16 protein-coding genes and 1 pseudogene are annotated in these 14982 nt (G+C 35.1%); 10 read left to right on the top strand and 7 right to left on the bottom strand.

Annotated features, from left to right (window positions below; genetic code table 11):
- From RMN97_RS01650 to RMN97_RS01620, 7 genes and pseudogenes are all read left to right on the top strand, one after another.
- Positions 1 to 229, top strand: a pseudogene (locus RMN97_RS01650) (4-hydroxyphenylpyruvate dioxygenase); the annotation flags it as partial.
- A 294-nt stretch (positions 230 to 523) separates the two neighbouring features.
- Positions 524 to 1297 carry a DUF3108 domain-containing protein gene (locus tag RMN97_RS01645; protein ID WP_309612783.1) on the top strand — a complete coding sequence of 258 codons (774 nt, stop codon included), beginning with the start codon at positions 524 to 526 and terminating at the stop codon, positions 1295 to 1297.
- Between the two features lie 3 nt (positions 1298 to 1300).
- Complete coding sequence (locus RMN97_RS01640) at positions 1301 to 2233, top strand: tryptophan 2,3-dioxygenase family protein (protein WP_309612782.1); 933 nt, start codon at positions 1301 to 1303, stop codon at positions 2231 to 2233.
- A 6-nt stretch (positions 2234 to 2239) separates the two neighbouring features.
- Complete coding sequence (locus RMN97_RS01635; RefSeq protein ID WP_309612781.1) at positions 2240 to 3478, top strand: peptidoglycan DD-metalloendopeptidase family protein; 1239 nt, start codon at positions 2240 to 2242, stop codon at positions 3476 to 3478.
- A gap of 145 nt (positions 3479 to 3623) precedes the next feature.
- Entirely contained in the window at positions 3624 to 5267 is a 1644-nt protein-coding gene (gene pgi / locus RMN97_RS01630; protein ID WP_309612780.1) for a glucose-6-phosphate isomerase, read from the top strand.
- Between the two features lie 76 nt (positions 5268 to 5343).
- Positions 5344 to 5766: a hypothetical protein gene (locus tag RMN97_RS01625; RefSeq protein WP_309612779.1), complete on the top strand. Its 423-nt coding sequence runs from the start codon at positions 5344 to 5346 to the stop codon at positions 5764 to 5766.
- 85 nt (positions 5767 to 5851) lie between these two features.
- Complete coding sequence (locus RMN97_RS01620; RefSeq protein WP_309612778.1) at positions 5852 to 6391, top strand: septal ring lytic transglycosylase RlpA family protein; 540 nt, start codon at positions 5852 to 5854, stop codon at positions 6389 to 6391.
- On the opposite strand, the gene RMN97_RS01615 is transcribed toward RMN97_RS01620, so the two are convergent.
- Positions 6392 to 6859 (bottom strand): CYTH domain-containing protein, encoded by a 468-nt coding sequence (locus tag RMN97_RS01615; protein ID WP_309612777.1) that lies wholly within the window; start codon positions 6857 to 6859, stop codon positions 6392 to 6394.
- A gap of 245 nt (positions 6860 to 7104) precedes the next feature.
- Here RMN97_RS01615 and dinB point away from each other — a divergent pair, with 245 nt between their 5' ends.
- Complete coding sequence (gene dinB, locus RMN97_RS01610) at positions 7105 to 8187, top strand: DNA polymerase IV (RefSeq protein ID WP_309612776.1); 1083 nt, start codon at positions 7105 to 7107, stop codon at positions 8185 to 8187.
- 190 nt (positions 8188 to 8377) lie between these two features.
- Here the strand turns inward: dinB and RMN97_RS01605 are convergent, their stop codons facing one another.
- The 6 genes from RMN97_RS01605 to RMN97_RS01580 all read right to left on the bottom strand — a co-directional run bounded on the left by RMN97_RS01605 (position 8378) and on the right by RMN97_RS01580 (position 13607).
- Positions 8378 to 9124, bottom strand: a complete 747-nt coding sequence (locus RMN97_RS01605) for a Bax inhibitor-1/YccA family protein (protein ID WP_309612775.1) — start codon at positions 9122 to 9124, stop codon at positions 8378 to 8380.
- Positions 9125 to 9155: 31 nt separating this feature from the next.
- The gene (pyk, locus tag RMN97_RS01600; protein WP_309612774.1) at positions 9156 to 10586 is read right to left on the bottom strand and encodes a pyruvate kinase; all 1431 of its coding nucleotides are present in this window, start codon (positions 10584 to 10586) and stop codon (positions 9156 to 9158) included.
- A gap of 5 nt (positions 10587 to 10591) precedes the next feature.
- Positions 10592 to 11077, bottom strand: coding sequence for an IPExxxVDY family protein (locus RMN97_RS01595; protein WP_309612773.1), 486 nt, complete (start codon positions 11075 to 11077; stop codon positions 10592 to 10594).
- Positions 11078 to 11190: 113 nt separating this feature from the next.
- Positions 11191 to 11931 (bottom strand): ribonuclease III, encoded by a 741-nt coding sequence (gene rnc / locus RMN97_RS01590; RefSeq protein ID WP_309612772.1) that lies wholly within the window; start codon positions 11929 to 11931, stop codon positions 11191 to 11193.
- 7 nt (positions 11932 to 11938) lie between these two features.
- On the bottom strand, positions 11939 to 13192 hold the full coding sequence (gene fabF / locus RMN97_RS01585) for a beta-ketoacyl-ACP synthase II (RefSeq protein ID WP_309612771.1): 1254 nt from the start codon (positions 13190 to 13192) through the stop codon (positions 11939 to 11941).
- A gap of 178 nt (positions 13193 to 13370) precedes the next feature.
- Positions 13371 to 13607, bottom strand: a complete 237-nt coding sequence (locus RMN97_RS01580; protein ID WP_007137004.1) for an acyl carrier protein — start codon at positions 13605 to 13607, stop codon at positions 13371 to 13373.
- A gap of 248 nt (positions 13608 to 13855) precedes the next feature.
- Between RMN97_RS01580 and RMN97_RS01575 the strand changes: the two genes are divergently transcribed.
- Both RMN97_RS01575 and rnhA read left to right on the top strand, forming a co-directional pair.
- Positions 13856 to 14419 carry a phosphoribosylglycinamide formyltransferase gene (locus RMN97_RS01575; protein WP_309612768.1) on the top strand — a complete coding sequence of 188 codons (564 nt, stop codon included), beginning with the start codon at positions 13856 to 13858 and terminating at the stop codon, positions 14417 to 14419.
- Between the two features lie 78 nt (positions 14420 to 14497).
- Positions 14498 to 14977 (top strand): ribonuclease HI, encoded by a 480-nt coding sequence (gene rnhA / locus RMN97_RS01570; protein ID WP_309612767.1) that lies wholly within the window; start codon positions 14498 to 14500, stop codon positions 14975 to 14977.
- Positions 14978 to 14982 lie beyond the last annotated feature (5 nt).

Genomic DNA, 14982 nt, shown 5'->3' with positions numbered 1-14982 from the left:
CATGAAAATGATGCATGAGGACCTTCAGGCAATCGAACGGCTCGCCATTATGGTAGATGCTGACGAGGATGGATATTTGCTTCAAATATTTACAAAACCTGTCGAAGATCGACCAACCTTATTTTTTGAAATTATTCAAAGAATGGGTGCAAAAGGATTTGGAGCGGGCAACTTCAAAGCGTTATTTGAATCAATTGAGCGTGAACAGGAAAAACGAGGTACTTTGTAACACAAATGTTAAATTTTAAAAAGTATAACTAAAATATAACGTTGTAGTGGTGTAGTTATTGAATTAAAAACGTTAAAGTCGATTTTTCGCTGAAAATTTATCAACCAACACACTATCTTTGTACCATCAAAAATAGGAGGAGTGGTTTCCCGATATTTTTATGTAAATTTTCATAATTTATAGTTTTTTGGTTGGTTAATAGCATAAAAACTCGGTCATTAATTTGACTGGGTTTTTTTGTTTTAATACATTTGGAACAGAAATTGCAATCGCAGTATAAAAATAACCCCAAACATGAAAAAATATTTTCTGCTATTATTGGTTTTTATAACTGTAAGTTTCGATTCTCAAAAGCCCGAGGCCTATGATTCAGGGGAATGGTTTAAATTCAGAATCCATTACGGATTTGTAAATGCTGGCTATGCTACTCTTGAAGTAAAGGAAGCTCTCAAAGGCAACAAAAAAATATATCATGCCATTGGCAAAGGATATACGGTCGGAATGTCACGTTTTTTCTTTAAGGTTGATGACAACTATGAAAGTTATTTTGATAAAGAAACCAACAAACCTTTTCAATTTGTTAGAAAAATTGACGAAGGAGGTTACACTAAAAATCAGGAAGGATTTTTTAATCAAGATGTCAATAAGGTCTTGGTGAAAGATTATAAAAACAAAACAGAGAAAACGATTTCAGTTACCGAGAACGTTCAGGATATAATTTCAACTTTTTACTTTTTAAGAAACCATCCAAACATTGATAAACTCAAAGTTGGAGAATCGATTGTGGTAGATATGTTTTTTGATGACGAAGTATTCAAGTTTAAGTTAAAATTCATAGGCAGAGAAAATTTAAAAACTAAATTTGGGACCGCTTCAACCATGATGTTTAGACCTGTTGTTCAATCGGGAAGAGTTTTTAAAGAAGAAGAAAGTCTTACGGTTTGGATTACAGATGATGAAAATAAAATTCCATTGCGAATAAAAGCTAGCTTAGCCGTTGGATCTATAAAAGCCGATTTAGAAAGTTATAAGGGATTAAAAAATCCATTCATGGTTAAATTAAAATAATTGATGAATACTAAAACAAATTCAGAAGCAATATTAGAAGCATTAGAACAAAAATTTGATGCCATAAATCAAAAAATCGAAACACATCTTGAAGGGTTGCTTTGGTCAAAGCCAATAACCTATTGGGATTATATTCAAACAGATGCTTTACTGAATTTGCAAACACAAAGAACCGTACTTCCCGATGAAATGGTTTTTATTATGTACCATCAAGTCAATGAATTATTGTTCAAAATGATACTCTGGGAAATTAATCAATTGTGTCATACCGATAAACCAAAAACAAATTTTTTTACTGAAAAACTGCGACGAATCAGTCGCTATTTTGATATGTTGACGACTTCTTTCGACATCATGGGTGACGGAATGGAAGTAGAACAATACATGAAATTTAGAAATACACTAACTCCGGCAAGTGGATTTCAAAGTGCTCAATACCGATTTATAGAATTTTCCTCAACAGATTTAATCAACCTAATTGATTACCGATTCAGAGCATCTATTGATAGAAATACACCTTATGCTCACGCATTTGAACATCTCTATTGGCAAGCTGCCGGAAAAGATCATCAAACCGGAGAAAAATCATTTTTGATTTTAGAATTCGAGAGAAAGTACCGTGAAGAATTTCTTCGCTATATGGAAGAATACAACACTATTAATATTTGGCAAAAATTCAAGCAATTGCCGGACGCTGACCAAAAAGATAGTGAACTTGTAAAAGCAATGCGTCATTATGATCACACCGTAAACATTACATGGGTAATGGGACATTTGAATGCTGCCAGAAAGTATATTGACAGTGGAAAAGGTTCAGGCGAAGCAACCGGAGGAAGTGATTGGAAAAAATACATGCATCCAAAATACCAACGCAGAATATTTTTCCCAGAATTATGGAGCGAAGAAGAATTAAAAAATTGGGGAGAAGGTGTATAGGTAAGTATGATGTCAAAAATCTTTCAAAAAGCATTTCTCGTTTTTCTTCTGTCAACATTCATAATCTCATGTAATAAAGTCCAAGAAGAAGAAGTTATTGTTCCAAAAGCCAAACCAAAATTGGTTGAATTTGGATTCAATATGCACGATTTTAACATAGTGAATGACACCATAAATTCAGGAGATACTTTTGGAAGTTTGTTAGAAAAACAAAACCTTAACGGAAGGGAAGTTTACGATATTGTAGCCAAAGCAAAAGATACTTTTGATGTTAGAAGTATCCGAAAAGGAAAACCATTTACCATTCTCAGAAGCAAAGACAGAACCAACAAAATTCAGGTTTTTATATACCAACCAGACAGATTGAATTTTTATGTGATTGATTTCAGAGATTCAATTGTAGTTCATAAAAAAACAAAGCCGTTAACTTTTAAATCCCGAACAATTGCAGGCGCATTAAACGGTTCGCTTTCGGAAACACTTCAAAATCTAAAAGTTGATCCCGCGCTGGCTTCAAGAATAGCTAAAATTTATGCCTGGTCGATTGACTTTTTCAAGTTAAAAAAAGGAGATAAGTTTGCTTTAAAGTTTACAGAAAGATACATTAATGACACGATTTATGATGGCGTTGATAGTTTGAAAGCAGCTTTTTTTGAATACAAAGGAAAGAAAGTTTATGCTTTTCCATTTGCACCCGATGCCAATAACAAAAAGCAGCAATACTTCGATGAAGAAGGGAAAACATTGAAAAACTTTTTCCTAAAAGCACCATTGAAATTCGTAAATATTACGTCTCGTTTTGCCAAAAACAGATTCCATCCAGTGCAATTAATTTGGAAAGCACATAAAGGAACCGATTACGCAGCACCAACAGGAACACCAATCATGACAACCGCTGCAGGCGTTGTTGAGCAAGCCGGATTTACAACAGGTAACGGTAATTTCGTCAAAGTAAAACACGACAAAACCTATTCGACGCAGTATTTACACATGTCTAAAATATTGGTTCGACGTGGACAAAGAGTAACTCAAGGTCAAGTTATTGGTAAAGTAGGAAGCACAGGTTTAGCGACTGGACCGCACGTTTGCTATCGTTTTTGGAGAAATGGTTTGCAAGTCGATGCGCTACGATTGAAATTACCAACCTCTACACCGATGGATTCAAAATATAGACAAAAATATATGGAATACATGAATCCGTTAAAAAGAGAATTGGATAGTGTTTCGGGTGCATCCAAAAAATAATTTTCACAACTACAACGTTAGCGTAAAAGATTACTAAATTTTATACCAATCATATTTGTAAATTTGTCATTCACCCGAGGCTGATAAGCCGAATAGTATGACTCGAGCGAAGCGAATTGAACGAAGTTAAATAAAAATCTTAAAAATGGCTTTACCAAATATAAATCCAACCAGCACAAAAGCCTGGGAAAAACTCAATCAACACTACGCTCAAATGAAGCATGTTTCCATGACGGAAATGTTTGCCAATGATACATCAAGAGCAGAAAAACTTCACATTAAATGGAATGATTTCTTAGTAGATTATTCCAAAAACATAATCAATCAGGAAACGCTAAAATTACTCCAGGATTTAGCCAAAGAAGTAAATCTAAAATCAGCAATCGATAGTTATTTTTCAGGAGAAAATATTAATCAAACCGAAAACAGAGCAGTGCTTCACACAGCTTTACGTGCTCAACAAAACGCAACTGTTTTAGTTGATGGACAAAATGTACTACCCGAAATTTTTGAAGTAAAAAATAAAATCAAAAACTTTAGTAACGAAATCATTTCTGGAGGAAGAAAAGGATTTACAGGAAAAGAATTTACCGATGTTGTCAATATCGGAATTGGCGGTTCAGATCTTGGTCCGGCTATGGTTGTTGAAGCGTTACAATTCTATAAAAATCATCTGAACGTTCATTTTGTTTCCAATGTAGATGGCGATCATGTAAACGAAATCATTAAAAAACTTAATCCGGAAACAACGCTTTTTGTAATCGTTTCTAAAACCTTTACGACACAAGAAACACTTACTAATTCAGAAACTATTAGAACTTGGTTTTTAAAATCGGCAAACCAAGAAGACGTCGCCAAACATTTTGTAGCGGTTTCAACCAATATTCAAAAAGTTACCGATTTTGGAATTAACCCGAATAACATTTTCCCAATGTGGGATTGGGTTGGTGGACGATTTTCACTTTGGAGCGCCGTTGGTTTGTCTATCAGTTTAGCGGTTGGATTCGACAATTTCGAAGATTTGCTGAAAGGCGCCAACGAAATGGACGAGCATTTCAAAACTGCCGATTTTGATAAAAACCTTCCGGTTGTTTTAGCCTTGTTAAGCATTTGGTACAACAACTTTTTTGGAGCCGAAAGTGAAGCTTTAATTCCGTACACACAATATTTACAAAAGCTTGCGCCATACTTGCAACAAGGCATTATGGAAAGCAACGGGAAAAGCGTGGGACGTGATGGCAAACCGGTAAATTATCAAACCGGTACGATTATTTGGGGCGAACCCGGAACCAATTCACAACACGCCTTTTTCCAATTAATTCACCAAGGGACAAAATTAATTCCAACTGATTTTATCGGATTTGTAAAACCCCTTTACGGAAACCAAGACCATCACGAGAAGTTGATGTCTAACTTTTTTGCACAAACCGAAGCTTTGTTAAACGGTAAAACCGAAGCGCAAGTTAAAGCCGAATTTGAAAAACAAAACATAAGCGGAGAAAAAGCTGTATTTTTGCTTCCATTCAAGGTTTTTGCAGGCAATAAACCAACGAATACTTTTTTAATAGAAAAACTCACGCCAAAAACCTTGGGTTCTTTAATCGCGTTGTATGAACATAAAATATTTGTTCAGGGAATTATCTGGAATATTTTTAGTTACGATCAATGGGGCGTTGAATTGGGAAAACAGTTAGCCAATTCTATTTTGGATGAAATTCACGATTCAAAAGTGAAACAACATGACAGTTCAACCGAATTTTTACTCAAGCACTTCCTGAAAAACAAATAATTATCAAAAACGGCAATTTTTTATGCCGTTTTTTTATGCCTTTTTCGTTATATTTGTTACTCTAAAAAATAAAACGATGTACACTTTTGTTCAAAAATTCCATTCAGGATGGGCTTATTTAGCTTTGTTATTATTAGTTTTTGCAGTGGTAAATTCACTTTTTGGTAAATCTTCTAAAAAAGAATTTACAGCCAAAGACAGAAAAATTGCGTTGTTTGGACTTATTGCTATACACATACAATTGTTAGTAGGTTTGATTTTATATTTTGTATCACCTCTTGGCTCAGCTTCGATTGGACAAATGGCAGAATCAGATGTAAGATTAACATGGTTGGAACATCCTTTAATAAATATTCTAGCGATTATCTTAATAACTATTGGTTGGTCAAAACATAAAAAAGCAACAACCAGCGAAGCAAAATTTAATAGTATTTTCATATTCTATGGTATAGGATTGCTATTGATTTTAATTCGAATTCCATGGAAATTGTGGTTTTAAAAAGTAAAAACTAGAAGTCCTTTTTAGGGCCATTTTTATCAAGGTACACTTTTTGTAATTTAGCCCTCAAATTAAAATACCGCTTATGAATAATAAGATATTTATACTTTTTTTTATACTGTTTACTTCTTTATTTACAAGTATTTCAGCCCAAAACAAACATCACAAAAAAGGGAATAGCAAAGCCAAAACAGCCAAAATTCCTGAACCCAAAGAGCCCGAAAAAGTTGCCGCAGTTGTCAAAGTTGACACCTTTAAAGTTAAAACAATTTTAGACATTGATTCTTTAGATTTTTACCTTGCCAATTCAAAGTTAAAACTGCTCAAGAAAAAGGCACATGCTTCTTATTATCACAATAAGTTCAACGGAAGACGAACTGCCAGCGGGAAAAAATTTGACAACAACGGATATACTGCAGCACACAAAAAATTACCTTTTGGAACAATAGTAAAAGTGACTAACGAAGCCAATGGGAAATCTGTGATAGTGGAGATTACTGACCGCGGCCCGTTTTCAAAAGCACGTGAAATAGATTTAAGCAGAAGAGCATTTATGGATATTGCTGTTAACAAAAATTCGGGCGTCGTAATCGTAACGATAGAAGAAGTGCTTCAGCCAAAATAATCACCAGCTTTTAAAAGGCTTAATACTCAAATAGGCATTATAAAAGTGCTCGTCATTTGTGACTTCTTTGCCAAGCCAACTTGGTTTTTCAAAAACTTCATCTTCGAATTTCAATTCGATTTCGGCAACAATTAAGCCTTCATTTTCGCCCGCAAAAACATCAACTTCATAAACGTGATTTCCTACTTTTACTTCGTGGCGAATCTTATCAATAGTGCTGCTTTCGCAAATCGTCAATAGCTTTTCAGCATCTCGCAACGGAATTTCAGTTTCCCATTCCAATCGCGTTGTGCCAGTTGCGTTTCCCTTTCCTTTGATCGTCAAAAACCCTTTGTCTTCTTTAATTCTGATGCGAACCGTTCGCTCCGGATTCGAATTCAAATAAGCCTGAACAATTCTTTTTTTGGAGAAAGCCTCATTTATAAAATCATCCGAAAGCACCAAAAATTTACGTTCTATTTCTACCATTTTTAGGATTTATTTCAGGAGCTTAATCCCGCTTTCCGCTATATCTTTTTATTGTTTTGTAACCCTCAGCGCTCCCGAAGTTTCGGGAGAAGGGCATTTTCACAAAACAATAAAAAGGATGCCGCTTCAATCGGGGCTATTTACTTCGTCAGTTCGTTGCACTCGTGTCTTCAAATGCGAAGCATTCACCGAACACAAATAACAAACAAACACTTGGTAAGGTAAATATATTATAAATTTGTGATATGGCTGAACCAATTTCATACAGAAAAATTATTCATATCGACATGGACGCTTTTTATGCCTCAGTCGAGCAATTGGATAATCCAGAGTTGAAAGGAAAGCCTTTGGCTGTTGGCGGAAGCGAAACCCGTGGCGTGGTTTCGGCAGCAAGTTATGAAGCCCGGAAGTTTGGAGTAAGAAGTGCCATGAGTGGCGTTCAGGCCAAAAGGAATTGCCCCGATTTGATTTTCGTCCGACCAAGATTTGAGCGTTATAAAGAAATCTCGAAAAAGATTAGAGCCATATTTCACGAATATACCGATTTGGTTGAACCCTTATCTTTAGACGAAGCGTATCTCGACGTTACTCAAAACAAAAAAGGAAATCCAAGCGCATCATTAATCGCACAGGAAATCCGAAAGCGAATATTTGAAGAAGTCGGAATTACGGCTTCTGCCGGAATTTCGGTAAATAAATTTGTAGCAAAAATAGCGAGCGATTATAATAAACCAAACGGACAAAAGACAGTAAATCCTGAAGAAGTAGAACCCTTTCTGGAAAACTTAGATATTAAAAAATTCTATGGAGTTGGCAAGGTAACGGCCGATAGAATGTATCATTTGGGCATTTTTACGGGAAAGGATTTAAAATTAAAATCGGCAGAATTTTTAGAAGAACACTTCAATAAAAGTGGTTTGTATTATTATAACATCGTCCGCGGCATTCACAACAGTGAAGTGAAACCCAACAGAATTACAAAATCCGTAGCGGCAGAACATACATTTAATGAAAATCTGACTTCAGAAATATTTATGATAGAACGTTTAGAACGCATCGCTTCTGAACTCGAAAACCGTTTAAAGAAATATAACATTTCAGGAAAAACAGTAACGCTCAAAATAAAATACAGCGATTTTACGACACAAACCCGAAGTAAAACGTTGCCTTACTTCATTTCCGATAAAGGATTGCTTTTAGAGACCGCTAAAGAGCTGCTGTTTCAGGAACGAATGAAAGAATCGGTTCGTCTGCTCGGAATTTCATTAAACAACTTAAATACCGAAATCAAAAAAACGGTTGTGGTACAATTAAGATTTGAGTTTTAGTTATACCCAAGGTTTGTTATTTTTTACCACAAAAGAATCAAAAGGTTTCAAAAGCCACAAACGATAACTTTATGCCTTTGTTTTTCTTTGTGCCTTTTGTGGTTCAATTCCTTTTACCCAAAAAACTTTTTAATAATAAAAAAAGTTGCCCCGTTTTAAAGCAGGACAGATTTTCTTTATTTGAGAAAGATTATTTTCTGTTAAGTTTAGAAAGTAACCGTAAGAATTCGATATACAACCAAACTAACGTAATCATTAATCCCATAGCGCCATACCATTCCATGTATTTTGGCATTTTTTGTTGTACGCCTTTTTCAATTTGGTCAAAGTCCAGGAATAAATTTAGTGCCGCAATAACAATAACAAAAGCACTAATTCCGATACTGAACATAGAGTTTCCATAATGAACCGGTTGGAAGCTGGTAAACATTGACAACAACCATGAGAACAAATAATAAGTTGCAATTGCCAATGTAGCTGCAAGAACTACCGATTTAAATTTCTCGGTAACTTTTACAATTTCATATTTATAAAGTCCAAAACAAACCATAAACGTTACGAAAGTGCAACTTACAGCCTGTATCACAATTCCAGGATACATTACTTCAAAAATAGCTGAAATCCCACCGATAAAAAGACCTTCAAAAATAGCATAACCAGGTGCTAAAAAACCCGAATATTGCGGTTTGAAAGTAGCGATAAGTACCAAAATAAAGCCAACAATAGCGCCACCAATCGCAAAAATAATTGGATTCGCCATAGACCAGGTTACAGCAGCACTTGCAATTAATAAAATCAACATTAGGAAACTTTTATTGATGGTTCCCGAAACGGTCATCGTTTCATCGCGGTCAATAATTTTAGCTTCATGAACTTCTGCAGTTGCGGAAGTGTTTGTAAACGTTTTGTTTTTGAAAAATGGGTTGTTTGAATTCATAATTTTGTTTTTAAAATGTAAAAGTATAAAATTATTCTATTTCTGAAACTCTCAAAGTATTCACCATTCCTTTATCGGCAACCGGCATTGCTGCTAGGTTGATAAGCATATCGCCTTTTTTTACGTATCCTTTTTCTTTGGCAATATCATTCACATCACCAACAGTATCATCGGTGCTTACAAATTTGTCATAAAAGAAAGCGTTAACACCCCAAAGTAAACTCAATTGCGTCAAAATTCTTTTGTTAGAAGTATACACTAAAATATGCGATTTTGGTCGCCAAGCCGAAATTTGAAAAGCGGTGTAACCACTGTTGGTTAGCGTTGAAATTGCTTTTGCCTTAATCTCATTGGCCATAATCGCCGCGTGATAACAAATCGATTTGGTAATAAAACGTTTGGTTCTAACATGAGGCGGATTTTGTGGTACAATTATCAATGGCGAATCTTCAACGGCTTCAATAATCTGCGTCATTTTTTCGATTACTTCGACAGGATAATTTCCAACCGATGTTTCTCCCGAAAGCATTACCGCATCAGCACCATCCATAACGGAATTCGCGACGTCATTAACTTCAGCACGAGTTGGAGTTAAACTCGTAATCATCGTTTCCATCATTTGTGTTGCCACAATTACCGGAATTCTTGCTGTTTTTGCTCTGTGAATTAATTTCTTTTGAATTAACGGAACTTCATGCGCCGGAATTTCGACACCCAAATCACCACGAGCAACCATCAATCCGTCACAAAACGCAACGATTTTATCAATATTTTCTACTGCTTCTGGTTTTTCAATTTTGGCAATAATTGGAATTTTATATGAAGAATGCTTGGCAATCAAATCCTGCAATTCTTCTAGATCTTTAGGAGTTCTAACAAATGAAAGTGCAATCCAGTCAACTTCTTGTTCTATTGCGAATAGCGCGTCTTTAATATCTTTTTTTGTCAAAGCTGGTAAAGAAACCTTTGTATTCGGAAGGTTAACTCCTTTTTTAGATTTTAATGGTCCGCCCTGAATTACTTTACATACAACTTCGGTAGTTCCATTAGTTTCCAAAGCTTCAAACATCAACTTCCCATCATCTAAAAGAATTTTTTCACCCGGATTTACATCACGAGGAAACTCTTTGTAGTTCATATAAACACGTTCCTTTGTTCCGGGAACATCTTCTGCAGTTTGAAAAGTTATAATATCACCAGGATTAACAACAACATCTTCTTTCATAACACCTACACGCAGTTTTGGCCCTTGTAAATCGGCTAAAATTGAAGTGTTGTATCCAAATTCAACATTCAAACCTCGGATAATAGCTATTCTTTCTTTTACATCTTCGTAATCAGCGTGGGAAAAATTAACACGAAACACATTCACGCCGGCATCAATCATTCTCTTAATTACTTCCTTAGAACTACAAGCGGGACCAAGTGTGGCAACGATTTTGGTTTTTTTTCTAGTTGGCATTATACTTAAAAAATTAAATTATTTTTTGATTTTATTTTTTCTACTTCTACAGCGTAAACCGTGCTTACTCTATCTATTTTTTTAATACTATTTGTAATTTTTGTCACATCAATTTTGACTTCCCCATTTTCAATTTTTAAAAAATAATCTACTTTTTTAAACTCGGGAATCAAATAAATTTTAGTCGAAAATTTGTTACTACTTTCGGCAAATAACCCTTGATTGCTATTTTGTGAAGGGACAAAAACATCATTTTTATTTTGAACTAAATTCCATGCAATATCTTTTGAATCTTCAAAAAAAAATCTCGTAAACTGTGTTTCGCCTTCTTTATTGCTAATTTGTATATTGCAATTGCCTTTTTGGAGATTAATCGGCAAATTTTGGTTGATATAATAAGCCAATCGATAATCTTCTAAAGTGGAATGTATCGCAATTAACTGGTAATCTATTTCGTCAAACTCTTCAAGATGCAATTTGTGAATGGCCATAAATTCGCAAAATTATATGTAAATATAGTTTATCTATTACAGATTTCCACACACAAAAGTTTAGCTTGACGATATTTTATGAACTCTAACGTTGTAGCTTTTGAGAATCAGCATTATTTATTGTCAATTTTTTCCTGAAATGCAAAATATGCGCGTTGCGATGCTTTTTCTTCCGCTTTCTTTTTTGATGTTGCTCTCGCTTTGGCAATTACTTTATCATCGATACTCAGTTTAACACCAAAATATTTTTGTCCATCGTTACCATTATCATCAAAAACATCAAAAAAGAATGATTTTTTTTCCTTTTGGCACCATTCAATAAGCAAACTTTTATAACTAATAACTTTTCCTTCGAGTTTGGCAATGTCAACATACGGAATGATAACGCTTTTTTGGATAAACTTTTCACAATAGTCATATCCCTTATCAAGGAAAATTGCACCAACCAATGCTTCAAAAATATTTCCGTGTATGTTTTCGCCAAAGTGTTGTGTAGGCACTTTACTTTCCACAAATCTGATCAGATTTAAGTCTCTTCCCAATTCATTTAAATGTTCCCGACTCACAATTTTGGAACGCATCTTGGTCAAATAACCTTCATCGCCCGCAGGAGCTTTATTGTAAAGATGTGCAGCAATTACAGCACTTAACATGGCATCACCCAAAAATTCCAAACGCTCATAATTCATCGGGTTTCCTATTAAATCCATTTGATTTGTGGAGCGATGTGTAAATGCTTTTTGGTAATAAATAATAGACTGAGGTTTGAAACCTATTATAGATTGAATTTCGTTAAAAAAAATCCCGTCCTCAGTTGAACGGGATTTTTGAAATATTTTTTTTAGAATTTTCATCTAGAGATTATGCTTCAAGTTTTTTGAATAAAACGCAAGCGTTGTGTCCGCCAAATCCAAAAGTGTTACTCATCGCTACATTGATTTCTCTTTTTTGAGCTTTATTCAATGTTAAGTTTAGACTTGGATCAATATTTTCATCAACAACAGTATGGTTAATCGTTGGAGGAACAATTCCGTATTTCATAGCTAAAATTGAAGCAATCGCTTCAATCGCACCAGCAGCACCAAGTAAATGACCAGTCATGGATTTGGTAGAATTGATATTGATGTTTTTAGCATGATCACCAAAAACAGCACTGATGGCTTTCAATTCGGCAACATCACCAAGCGGAGTTGAGGTACCGTGTGTGTTGATATGATCAACTTGTTCCGGTTTCATTCCGGCATCGCGAAGTGTATTATTCATAACCGCTATAACGCCAATTCCTTCCGGATGTGGAGCTGTTAAATGATAGGCATCGGACGACATTCCGCCACCGCCAATTTCACAATATATTTTAGCACCACGTGCTTTTGCATGTTCGTATTCTTCCAAAACTAATGCACCGGCACCTTCGCCAAGAACAAATCCATCACGTGTTGCATCAAAAGGTCTTGAAGCAGTTTCCGGACTATCATTTCTTGTTGACAAGGCTTGCATCGAATTAAATCCACCCATTCCAGCAATCGTAACCGCAGCTTCTGAACCACCGGAAATAATGACATCACACATTCCTAAGCGAATGTAATTGAAAGCATCAATCATGGCATTGGCAGAAGAAGCACATGCAGAAACAGTAGTGTAATTTGGACCCATAAAACCATTTCGCATCGAGATGTGAGCAGGAGCAATATCGGCAATCATTTTTGGAATAAAGAAAGGATTGAAACGCGGAGTTCCGTCACCTTGCGCATAGCTGATTACTTCTTCCTGAAAAGTTTCTAAACCGCCAATTCCGGCACCCCAAATCACACCAACTCTTTGTTTGTCAACATTAGTATCTGTAATTCCGGCATCTGCAATGGCTTCTTGGCTTGCCGCAACAGCATACTGTGCAAACTTATCCATTCTTCTTGCCTCTTTGCGATCCATATAATTTTCAATGTTGAAGTTTTTGACTTCGCAGGCAAATTTTGTCTTATGCTTTTCGGTATCGTAATAAGTAATTGGAGCAGCACCACTAACGCCATTAATTAAAGCTTTCCAGTACTCTTCAATGGAATTCCCAATTGGTGTTATTGCGCCCAAACCGGTTACTACAACTCGTTTTAATGTCATAATCTATTTTTTACAATTGTATTTAAACAAATAATACCCATGTTTTCTTCAAATATAATCATTAAAGAGACAAGGGTATTTCAATATTTTTGAGATTGGATGTCAATCGGTTTTACTCTTTTCAGTAAAAATAATAAAAATCCGTGAAACTAGTTCAAGTCTCACGGATTCGTAATTATTATTTTTTTGCTTCTTCGATGTAAGAAATAGCTTGACCTACAGTAGCAATGTTTTCAGCTTGGTCGTCTGGAATCTGAATATCAAATTCTTTTTCGAACTCCATAATCAATTCAACAGTGTCTAATGAATCAGCTCCTAAATCATTTGTGAAGCTAGCTTCTGTTACAACTTCGTTTTCATCAACGCCTAATTTGTCTACTATAATCGCTTTAACTCTTGATGCAATGTCTGACATAATTTCTAATTTTAATTTTTAATTTGTTGGCAAAAATAAAAAACTTTATCTTAAAACAACATTTTTGTTAGTAAATGTACCACGAAAATAAAAAATTTATTTCATAATCTTGTTATATCATGGTTTTAATTCGAGTATTTATTCTTTTTTTTGTGCTGTAATTTTATTTTCAATGAAATCGCCGTAGCCAATCGACAATAATAATGACGGCGATTCCATATTCCTTTGAAAAACAATAGTATCTTCATATGAAAAAGGTTTTGCTTTTTGCTTCAGGCACTGGTTCCAATGTGGAAAATATTATTCAATACTTCAAAAATCACCATGATATTATCATAGTCGGCGTCTTCACAAACAATCCAAATGCCAAAGTTTTAGACAAAGCAAAAAACTATAATGTTCCAACGCTTATCTTCAACAGGGAAGAGCTGTCAGAAGGATTTGTTTTGGATAAAATTACGGAACTTAAACCAGACCTTATTGTTTTGGCTGGATTTTTATGGAAATTCCCTGAGCATATCATTGTTGAATATCCGAATAAAATTATCAATATTCATCCGGCATTGCTCCCAAAATATGGCGGAAAAGGAATGTATGGCATGAAAGTGCATCAAACTGTTTTGGATAATAAGGATAAAGAAACCGGAATCACTATTCACTATGTAAACGAACATTATGACGAAGGCGAATTCATTTTTCAGCAAAAGGTAACTATCGAAGATTGCGCTTCCGCAGATGAAATTGCCACCAAAATTCACGAACTCGAACACGAACATTTTCCAAAAATAATTGAGAGATTGTTAGAAGGTTAGATTATTAGACTTCTTAGAAGAACTAATATATTTACAAAATCTAATAATCTAACTATCTAATAATCTAAGCAGTCTAAAATGCCTCACCAAGTCCACATATACACTGACGGCGCTGCCAAAGGAAATCCCGGAAACGGCGGTTATGGCGTTGTGATGGAATTGGTCGGTACAACATATAAAAAGGAATTCTACGAAGGATTTCGTCATACGACAAATAACCGAATGGAATTACTCGCGGTAATTGTGGGTTTGGAAAAAATAACAAAACCCAATATGAAAGTTTTAGTCATTTCCGATTCGAAATATGTGGTGGATTCGGTTGAGAAAAAATGGGTTTTTGGTTGGGAGAAAAAAGGCTTCAAAGACAAAAAGAATCCGGATTTGTGGATGCGATTCCTAAAAATTTACCGCCAGCATCTAGTCGATTTCAAATGGATTAAGGGACACAATAATCATCCGCAAAACGAACGTTGTGATGAATTGGCGGTTATGGCTTCGGGTTTACCCAATTTATCTGTGGATGCTTTTTATGAAAAGGAGGAGCAGAAGTTGCTGTAGAAAAC

The sequence above is a fragment of the Flavobacterium sp. genome (assembly GCF_031381455.1).
Lineage (GTDB): Bacteria > Bacteroidota > Bacteroidia > Flavobacteriales > Flavobacteriaceae > Flavobacterium.
Note: the sequence above shows the minus strand (reverse complement) of the source record. Positions and strands in the feature narration are given on the sequence as shown.

Excerpts from the sequence above, each read along its gene's own strand:
- RMN97_RS01645 (WP_309612783.1), top strand. The coding sequence starts at position 524 with ATGAAAAAATATTTTCTGCTATTATTGGTTTTTATAACTGTAAGTTTC.
- RMN97_RS01640 (WP_309612782.1), top strand. The coding sequence starts at position 1,301 with ATGAATACTAAAACAAATTCAGAAGCAATATTAGAAGCATTAGAACAA.
- RMN97_RS01635 (WP_309612781.1), top strand. The coding sequence starts at position 2,240 with ATGATGTCAAAAATCTTTCAAAAAGCATTTCTCGTTTTTCTTCTGTCA.
- pgi (WP_309612780.1), top strand. The coding sequence starts at position 3,624 with ATGGCTTTACCAAATATAAATCCAACCAGCACAAAAGCCTGGGAAAAA.
- RMN97_RS01625 (WP_309612779.1), top strand. The coding sequence starts at position 5,344 with ATGTACACTTTTGTTCAAAAATTCCATTCAGGATGGGCTTATTTAGCT.
- RMN97_RS01620 (WP_309612778.1), top strand. The coding sequence starts at position 5,852 with ATGAATAATAAGATATTTATACTTTTTTTTATACTGTTTACTTCTTTA.
- RMN97_RS01615 (WP_309612777.1), bottom strand. The coding sequence starts at position 6,859 with ATGGTAGAAATAGAACGTAAATTTTTGGTGCTTTCGGATGATTTTATA.
- dinB (WP_309612776.1), top strand. The coding sequence starts at position 7,105 with ATGGCTGAACCAATTTCATACAGAAAAATTATTCATATCGACATGGAC.
- RMN97_RS01605 (WP_309612775.1), bottom strand. The coding sequence starts at position 9,124 with ATGAATTCAAACAACCCATTTTTCAAAAACAAAACGTTTACAAACACT.
- pyk (WP_309612774.1), bottom strand. The coding sequence starts at position 10,586 with ATGCCAACTAGAAAAAAAACCAAAATCGTTGCCACACTTGGTCCCGCT.
- RMN97_RS01595 (WP_309612773.1), bottom strand. The coding sequence starts at position 11,077 with ATGGCCATTCACAAATTGCATCTTGAAGAGTTTGACGAAATAGATTAC.
- rnc (WP_309612772.1), bottom strand. The coding sequence starts at position 11,931 with ATGAAAATTCTAAAAAAAATATTTCAAAAATCCCGTTCAACTGAGGAC.
- fabF (WP_309612771.1), bottom strand. The coding sequence starts at position 13,192 with ATGACATTAAAACGAGTTGTAGTAACCGGTTTGGGCGCAATAACACCA.
- RMN97_RS01580 (WP_007137004.1), bottom strand. The coding sequence starts at position 13,607 with ATGTCAGACATTGCATCAAGAGTTAAAGCGATTATAGTAGACAAATTA.
- RMN97_RS01575 (WP_309612768.1), top strand. The coding sequence starts at position 13,856 with ATGAAAAAGGTTTTGCTTTTTGCTTCAGGCACTGGTTCCAATGTGGAA.
- rnhA (WP_309612767.1), top strand. The coding sequence starts at position 14,498 with ATGCCTCACCAAGTCCACATATACACTGACGGCGCTGCCAAAGGAAAT.